This is a genomic window from Streptomyces acidicola, assembly GCF_009377235.1.
Classification (GTDB): Bacteria; Actinomycetota; Actinomycetes; order Streptomycetales; family Streptomycetaceae; genus Streptomyces; species Streptomyces acidicola.
Genome location: NZ_VMNX01000319.1, coordinates 1 through 8,475, shown reverse-complemented (window position 1 = coordinate 8,475; position 8,475 = coordinate 1). Strand labels below are relative to the sequence as shown.

General features: G+C 67.6%; 6 protein-coding genes. 1 reads left to right on the top strand and 5 read right to left on the bottom strand.

Annotated elements, in window-relative coordinates; translation table 11 throughout:
- Positions 1-156: 156 nt before the first annotated feature.
- The 5 genes from pstB to FPZ41_RS42055 form a co-directional block, all read right to left on the bottom strand.
- Positions 157-933 (bottom strand): phosphate ABC transporter ATP-binding protein PstB, encoded by a 777-nt coding sequence (pstB, locus tag FPZ41_RS42075; RefSeq protein ID WP_152869622.1) that lies wholly within the window; start codon positions 931-933, stop codon positions 157-159.
- A gap of 48 nt (positions 934-981) precedes the next feature.
- A complete protein-coding gene (gene pstA, locus FPZ41_RS42070; protein WP_152869620.1) occupies positions 982-2,040 on the bottom strand; it encodes a phosphate ABC transporter permease PstA in 1,059 nt (352 codons plus the stop codon).
- Positions 2,040-3,041 carry a phosphate ABC transporter permease subunit PstC gene (gene pstC / locus FPZ41_RS42065; protein WP_152869618.1) on the bottom strand — a complete coding sequence of 334 codons (1,002 nt, stop codon included), beginning with the start codon at positions 3,039-3,041 and terminating at the stop codon, positions 2,040-2,042. Before pstC ends, pstA begins: the two co-directional genes overlap by 1 nt.
- A gap of 129 nt (positions 3,042-3,170) precedes the next feature.
- The gene (pstS, locus tag FPZ41_RS42060) at positions 3,171-4,304 is read right to left on the bottom strand and encodes a phosphate ABC transporter substrate-binding protein PstS (RefSeq protein WP_322621424.1); all 1,134 of its coding nucleotides are present in this window, start codon (positions 4,302-4,304) and stop codon (positions 3,171-3,173) included.
- A 533-nt stretch (positions 4,305-4,837) separates the two neighbouring features.
- Positions 4,838-6,421: a Rieske 2Fe-2S domain-containing protein gene (locus FPZ41_RS42055; protein ID WP_152869614.1), complete on the bottom strand. Its 1,584-nt coding sequence runs from the start codon at positions 6,419-6,421 to the stop codon at positions 4,838-4,840.
- Positions 6,422-6,849: 428 nt separating this feature from the next.
- On the opposite strand from FPZ41_RS42055, the gene FPZ41_RS42050 reads away from it, so the two are divergent.
- Positions 6,850-8,439, top strand: coding sequence for an FAD-binding oxidoreductase (locus tag FPZ41_RS42050; RefSeq protein WP_152869612.1), 1,590 nt, complete (start codon positions 6,850-6,852; stop codon positions 8,437-8,439).
- The last annotated feature ends 36 nt before the right edge of the window (positions 8,440-8,475 follow it).

Below are 8,475 nucleotides of genomic sequence, written 5' to 3'. Positions count from 1 at the left end.
GCCCAGCCCAGCCCAAAAAACGGACGCCCACCCACGCGCCCCGCAAACACACGGGCCCGCCCCCGGGAGCCAGGGGCGGGCCCTTGTACCTCGCGGTGGCACCGCCATGCAGCACCGCGAGGGGTCTTCAAAGGAGGAGCAGGAGAAAGGCTCGGCTCAGCCGAAGCGGCCTGAGATGTAGTCCTCCGTGGCCTGAACCGACGGGTTGGAGAAGATCCGCTCCGTGTCGTCGATCTCGATGAGCTTGCCCGGCTGCCCGACCGCCGCGAGGTTGAAGAACGCCGTACGGTCGGACACACGCGCCGCCTGCTGCATGTTGTGCGTCACGATGACGATCGTGAAGCGCTCCTTCAGCTCCCCGATCAGGTCCTCGATCGCCAGCGTGGAGATGGGGTCGAGCGCCGAGCAGGGCTCGTCCATCAGCAGCACCTTCGGCTCGACCGCGATGGCACGCGCGATGCACAGACGCTGCTGCTGACCACCGGACAGCCCGGAACCGGGACGGTTCAGACGGTCCTTGACCTCGTCCCAGAGGTTCGCACCCCGGAGCGACTTCTCCACGATGTCGTTGAGCTCGGACTTCTTGTACGAGCCGTTCAGCCGCAGCCCCGCCGCCACGTTGTCGAAGATCGACATGGTGGGGAAGGGGTTCGGCCGCTGGAAGACCATGCCGATCTCTCGCCGTACGGTCACCGGGTCGACCCCGTTCCCGTACAGGTTCTCGTCGTCGAGCATGACCTTGCCCTCGACCCGACCGCCCGGAGTGACCTCGTGCATGCGGTTGAGGGTGCGGAGGAAGGTGGACTTGCCGCAGCCGGACGGGCCGATGAAGGCCGTCACGGAGCGGGGTTCCACGGTCATCGAGATGTCCTCGATCGCCTTGAACGCGCCGTAGTAGGCGGTGAGCCCGCTGACGTCGATTCGCTTGGCCATGTGAATCACTGCTTCTTTCAGTCGCTGACTTGGTTACTGCTGGCCGCGTCAGCGACCGGTCTTCGGGGCCTTCCAGCGGGCGATACCGCGGGCCACCAGGTTGAGGATCATGACGAAGGCGATGAGGGTGAGCGCCGCCCCCCAGGCCCGGTCGATCGACTGCTCGGTCCCGATCGCGTACTCCTGGTACACGTACAGCGGCAGCGAGGACTGGGCACCCTCGAACGGGTTGTTGTTGATGATCTTGGAGCCGAACACCAGCAGCAGCACGGGCGCGGTCTCACCGGTGATACGGGCCACGGCCAGCATGACACCGGTGGTGATACCGCCGATCGCGGTCGGAATGACGATCTTCATGATCGTCTTCCACTTCGGTACGCCGAGCGCGAGGGAGGCCTCCCGCAGCTCGTTCGGGACGAGCTTGAGCATCTCCTCGGTGGAGCGGACCACGACGGGCATCATCAGGATCGCGAGCGCCATCGAACCGGCGAAGCCGGAGAAGCTGAACCCGAGGATCAGGATCCAGAAGGACAGGACGAACAGACCCGCGACGATCGACGGGATGCCGGTCATGACGTCGACGAAGAAGGTGACGGCGCGGGCCAGCGCCCCCTTGCCGTACTCGACCAGGTAGACCGCGGTGAGCAGACCGATCGGGGCGGCGATCACGGTCGCGATGAGCACCTGCTCGATGGTGCCGAGCAGGGCGTGGTAGACACCACCGCCGGGGTCGCTGTTGAGCACACCGTTCATCGAGTGGCTGAGGAAGTAGCCGTCGACGACCTGCGCACCGTTGCTGATGGTGGTCCAGGCCAGGGACAGCAGCGGCACGACGGCCAGGATGAAGCAGACCCAGACGAGGCTGGTGGCGACCCGGTCCTTGGCCTGGCGCGGGCCCTCGATCCGGGCCGTGACGGCGTAGGTGCCGATGACGAAGAGCAGCGCGGCGATGAGACCCCACTGGACCCTGCTCTCCCAGCCGGCGGCCAGGCTGATGCCGATGGAGAGCACGACGGAGGCGACGGCGATCACGGCCGGCGCCCAGCGAGGCAGCCGGGCGGAGGAGAAGACCGGAGAGCGGTCGGAGACAACGGTTGTCTGGGACATCAGGCGTTCGCCCCCGAGTACTCCTTGCGGCGGCCGATGATGTACCGGGCGGCGCCGTTGACCAGCAGGGTGATGACGAAGAGGACCAGGCCGGAGGCGATCAGGGCGTCCTGGCCGAGCGGGGTCGCCTCCTTGAACTTGGAGGCGATGTTCTGGGCGAAGGTGCCGCCGCCCGGGTCCAGCAGGTGGCCGGAGATGATGAAGTTCGACGACAGCACGGTGGCGACGGCCATCGTCTCGCCGAGCGCACGGCCGAGGCCCAGCATGGAGGCGCTGATGATGCCGGAGCGGGCGAAGGGCAGCACCGACATCCGGATGGTCTCCCAGCGCGTGGCGCCGAGCGCGAGCGCGGCCTCCTCGTGCATCCGCGGTACCTGGAGGAAGACCTCGCGGGTGACGTTGGTGATGATCGGAAGGATCATGATCGCCAGCAGGATGCCCACGGTGAACAGCGAGCGGGCGGGGCCGGTGCCGGACTTGTCGAAGATGTACGTCCAGCCCAGGTACTCGTCGAGCCACTTGTTCAGGCCGTCGAGATGGGGCACGAGGATGAGGGCGCCCCACAGGCCGTAGACGATCGACGGCACGGCGGCCAGCAGGTCGACGAGGTAGGCGAGCGGCGCGGCCAGCTTGCGCGGCGCGTAGTGCGAGATGAACAGCGCGATACCGATGGCGACCGGCACGGCGAGCACCATGGCGATGACCGAGCTGACGACCGTGCCGAAGGCGAGGGTCGCGATGCCGAACATCGGCGGCGTGTTCTGCGGCAGCCATTCCTCGTAGGTGAGGAAGTTCGCCTTGTTCTCGGACAGGGCGAGAGCCGCGCGGTAGGCGAGGAAGGTCGCGATGGCGGCCATGATCGCCAGCAGCGCGATGCCCGAACCCTTCGAAAGCCCCGAGAAGATCCGGTCGCCGGGCCTGACGACGGTCTTCTGGGAGCTACTGGGCTCTATTCGGTCTGTAGGGGGAGGTGGAGGGGACTGTGTCGTTGTCGTATTCATTACGTTCTCCGGTCTGCTGAGCCTGGTCCCGGCTCAGTTGTGGGGGAACCGGGGGCGGGCTCGTTGGCGGCGGTGCACCGGACGGGCGGCCGACCCGTACTGCTCGTGGGCCGGCCGCCTTGTGGTGGGTCAGGCGAGGGTCGGAACGATCTCGCGGACCTTGGTCGCGATCTCGTCCGGCAGCGGCGCGTAACCGGCGTCGCTGAGGATCTTCTGGCCCTCTTCGCTGGCCGTGTAGTTCAGGAACGACTTGATGGTCGGCAGGGCGTCGGCCTTGTTGCCCTTGTCGCAGACGATCTCGTACGTGACCAGGATGATCGGGTAGGCGCCGTCAGCCTTGGTGTTGTAGTCGAGCTCCAGCGACAGGTCCTTGCCGGTGCCGACGACCTTCGCGGCGGCGATGCCGGCGGAGGCGGTGTCCGTGGTGGCCTCAACGGGCTGGGAGGCGCCGGTCTCCACCTTCACGGCGGGGATGTTGTTGCTCTTGGCGTAGGAGAGCTCGAAGTAGCCGATCGCACCGTCGGTGTTCTTGACCTGGCTGGCGACACCGGAGGAGCCGGAGGCGGACTGGCCACCCTCGGCGGCCCAGGCCTTGTCGGGCTCGTACTTCCAGGACTTCGGGGCCGCGGCCTGCAGGTACTTGCCCAGGTTCTGGGTGGTACCGGACTCGTCGGAGCGGTGGAAGGCCTGGATCTCGGTGGCCGGCAGCTTCACACCCGGGTTGAGCTTGGCGATCGCCGGGTCGTTCCACTTCTTGATCTTGCTGTCGAAGATCTTGGCGATCGTGTCGGCGTCGAGGACCAGGTTGTCCACACCGGAGAGGTTGTAACCGATGGCGACCGGGCCGCCGACCATCGGCAGGTTGATGCCCTGGCCGGTCTTGCAGACCTTCTTGGAGTCGGCGGTCTCCGCCTCGTCCAGCGCGGAGTCCGAACCGGCGAAGGCGGTGGTGCCCTGCAGCCACTTGGTGATACCGGCGCCCGAACCGTCGGGGCTGTAGTTGATCTCGACGCCGGAGCACGCCTCCTGGAAGGCCTTCACCCAGGCCTGCATGGCGTTGTCCTGAGCGGAGGAACCAGAGGCCAGCAGCTGCCCCTTGGCGTCCTCACACTTGATGTTGCTCGGAGCAGCCGAGTCCGTCTTGCCGCTGTCGTTGCCGTCGGCGGAGTTGTCGTCGGAGCCGCACGCCGTCAGGACCAGGGCGCCGGTAACCGCGACCGCACCGAGGGAAAGGGCGCGAAGCCGGTTGCGCTGAAGCTTCACTTTCAGGGATTCCTTCCAGAAGCCGCCACCTGGGCGGCGTGCGATGTGGTGTCGACCCACCGGGACGGCGGTCGCCGTACCTTGGGGCCTTCTCTCGGACTGCATTTGTCATGCGCTGCGCGAGTGCCGTTGGGGGCCGCACGTCGCACCCAGCACGGCCGAAAGTAGGCAGAACAGGTGAAGGCGCCGATGGCCATAAATGAACGACGGGTGAACCCCTGTCGACGGTGCGGTTAGGTCACGGAACGCTTACGTCGAGGACACGTGAGGATTCCGACGCCCGAATTACACGGGCGCACCGACCGACGTGGGGCTACGCCCGCCCTACACCTCCATACGGCCCACGTCCGCACCGCCACGCCAGTCCCCGAACACCCCGACCAACCCCACCCAATTCGCCACAACAGATATAGCTGACACAACCGGCACATGCATAACTAACGGGCGGAAAGTACGAGTTCATACGACAACGCGGACGCGGGCGCCCTCCGGCAGCCCGCGTTCCGTCAGTCAGGTCAGTCAGCTCCGCCAGGTCATTCGCCCCCTTCCCTCTGACCCGACCGGAGGTCCCGGGCGCCGGAGGCGTCACGCGTGGCGCGGATGTCATGGTTGTCCGCAGTGAGGCAGCGCCCCGTGGACAGGTCGTAGCGCCAGCCGTGCATGGTGCAGGTGAGCACGTCGTCCTCGATGTGCCCGAACCGGCTGAGGTCGGCCTGCAGATGCGGGCAGCGGCGCTGTACTCGCCAGTCGCCGAGCTCGATGTCCTCGTCGTCCTCCTGGGCGGCCGCGTAGTAGTTCTCCACGTAGTCGATGCGCTCGACGGACAGGCACTTGAAGAACGTGTACACGTATTCGTTGTAGGGCCCGACCCGGCTCGCGCTGAACCGCAGCGAGAGCAGCAGGCTGTTGGACCAGTCGACCTCGCGCCGCGCGATGTTGGTGGCAACCAGGTCCCCGGTGGTGGACAACGTGTAGCGGCACACTTCCCCGTCCCACTCACGGACCTGTCGCGCGGGGAAGTCGATCACAATCGGGACGTCGTCGACGTTCAGCCGCAACGGGCCACCGACGCCGGCACAGATCCCGTCCGCACGGGCCATCAGCGGTTCCCACCACTGTTTGAGTGCCGCGACGAGTTGGTCCCGTGGCAGGGCGGGGGAACGAGACGCACGTTCGGCTGCGAGGGAGTCCTGTTGTCTGCGCGCGTAGTCGCGCAGGTACTCGCGCTTGTTGCCGAACATCTGGTCGATCTGCCCCGCGGTGTGGCTGTGGATGACCTTGCAGTCGCTCCCGCCCACCTCGGCGACACTTCCCGGCAGCAGCAGGTGCGCCGACGTCTTGGGCCGTTCCTCGGCGAGCTGCGTCAGGAACTCCTGCTGATCGGTGAAGATGCTCTCCCCGTCCGGTCCGGTGCCGTTGAACTCGAAAAGGTCGTCGTCGAGGAAGCACGGAGGCCCCGAGTTGGGGAACACGTGCTTCGCCTGCACCGCGTCGATGTAGCGCACCGCCCGGTCGAACTGCCCCTGGCGCTTACGGGCGGCGAACTCCTGCTTCGCCTTCAGCGGCATCTCGTACACCATCGGGTACCAGATCGCGCCGGAGAACTGCACGAAGTACGCGTCGACCTCGCCGAACTCGCGGATCGCCTGGATGTCGAGCGGATGGGCGTCGTTCTGGTTGAGCAGAACCGTCTCGCCGTCGTCCAGTGACAGCGCGGAGTCCCCGATGGGGCCGTCGCCGGGGCCGGTCAGAGCGGTGATCATGATCCGCAGACCGTCCCGCTCGACGGGCTCGCCACTGCGCGTGCGCAGGAAGTCCGTGAACCCGAGCTGACGCAGCTCGTGCTCCAACTCCTGGGTGGCGAACGCGGGGAGCAGTACGGTGATGTCCTTTCGGACGTTCCTGCTCAGGTTCTCCGCGTCGAAATGGTCCCTGTGCAGGTGCGACACGTAGAGGTAGTCGGCTGCCTGACCGTAGTACGCCCAGTCCAGACTGCTGTTGTCGGGGAACGGGAACCACGACCCGAAGAAGGCCGGGTTGACCCAGGGGTCGCACAGCACTGATCCCGCGGCTGTCTCGATGAATAGCCCCGCATGTCCCAGGCCAGTTACACGCATGTCCGTCAGCACCCCAATGCGTCTGAGTAGGTCACTCGTCCCGGCGTCATGGGACGGTTTGTCCGTGGCTACAACGCTGGGGGCATTTGCGCGGGGGCGCACCCGCTGAGTACGGCGGCCGCCGTCAGTGCAGACCACGAATGGGCTGGTCAGAAGGGTTGTTTAGTCCGACACGGGCTCCGCCTTCCGGAGTCCCTCGTACAGCCGAAGCACCGCCAGAAGGGCTCGGGAGGGCAGCCCCGGACCCCGCCCTGAGGATCCTGAGGACCCCGTCCCGCCGAGTCCCGGCAGCGTGGGCGCGGCCCCCTCAACCCCCTCCTACGAAATGGCTGGAACTCGACCCTCGCGGGACGCCCAAGGCCCCTCTCCATGGGAACCCCAGGCACGGCGGACACCGTCTCGTTCCACGGAACCCACGGGAGGCGAACATGGAACGGCGCACGTTCATCGGCGGCACCACAGCCGCGCTGGCAGCGGCAACGGCCGCGACGACCGCGGCCACATCCGCGTGCACCGCCACTCCCCGCCCCACCGAGCGAGCCGCCTCGGCCACCGCCACCGCCACCCGTACGGCCACCACCAGCAACCGCGCCACCACCAGCACCCAAGCCGCCGCCAACTGGACCGCCCTCGCCCGCGATCTCGACGGCCCCCTCATACGCCCCGGCGACCGCAGCTGGCAGGCGGCCCACCAGCTCTACAACACCCGCTTCGACACCCTGAAGCCCGCAGCCGTCGCCTACGCCGCCCACCCGGACGACATCCGCACGCTCCTCGCGTACGCGAAGGCCCACAAAACCCGCGTATCGATCCGCAACGGCGGCCACTCCTACGCGGGCTGGTCCTCCGGCAACGGCAACCTGATCATCGACGTATCGGAACTCGGCGCCATCCGCGCCTCCGCGAACCAGGCGGTCATCGGCGCCGGCGCCAAGCTGATCGACGTCTACCGCGCCCTCGCCGCGAAGGGCGTCACCATCCCCGCCGGCTCCTGTCCCACCGTCGGCGTGTCCGGCCTCACCCTGGGCGGCGGCCACGGCGTGGTCTCCCGCGCCTACGGCCTGACCTGCGACAGCCTCACCCAGGCCACGATCGTCACCGCCGACGGCAAGCAGCTCACCGCCAACGCCACCGACCACAAGGACCTCTTCTGGGCCCTGCGCGGCGCGGGCAACGGCAACTTCGGCGTGGTCACCGAACTCCGCTTCCGTACCCACCCCGCGCCCCAGGCCGTCTCCGCGTACATGACGTGGCCGTGGTCGAGGGCCGCCGCCGTGGTGAAGGCCTGGCAGGAGTGGGGCCCGGACCAGCCGGACGAGATCTGGTCGTCCTGCCACCTGGCGTGCGCGCCCGGCGGCACCCCGACGGTCTCCGTCTCGGCCTTCTCCCTCGGCACGTACGGCGAACTCCAGAACGCCGTCGACCGCCTGGCCGACCGCATCGGCGCCTCGGCCCGCAGCGTGTCGCTGAAGCGCCGCTCGTACGAGGAGTCGATGGAGATGTACGCGGGCTGCTCGTCCTTCTCGACGGACGCCAAGTGCCACCTTCCGGGCTCCACGCCGGGCCGTACGCCCACCGGTGCCCTGGGCCGCGAGACGTACGCGGCACGCTCGGACTTCTTCGACCGCTCGATCTCGCCGGCCGGAATCCAGACCCTGCTCACCCATGTCTCGTCGGTCCGGGGCGGCACGGGCAGCATCGCGCTCACGGCTCTCGGGGGCGCGATCAACCGCGTATCCCCCACGGCGACGGCCTTCGTCCACCGCCGCTCCCGGATGCTGGCCCAGTACATCGTGTCCTGGAAGGCGAGCACCTCCGGCACGACGGCCCGGTCCTGGCTCACCACGGCCCACCAGGCCATGTCCCGCCACGCCTCGGGTGCCGCGTACCAGAACTACACGGACCCGACCCTCACCAACTGGCGCAAGGCCTACTACGGCGACGCGGCACCCCGCCTCGCGACCCTGAAGAAGCAGTACGACCCGAACGGATTCTTCACGTTCCCGCAGGCGTTGTAGAGGCTTTCAGCCCGGCACCTGAGGACAGGGCCGTCC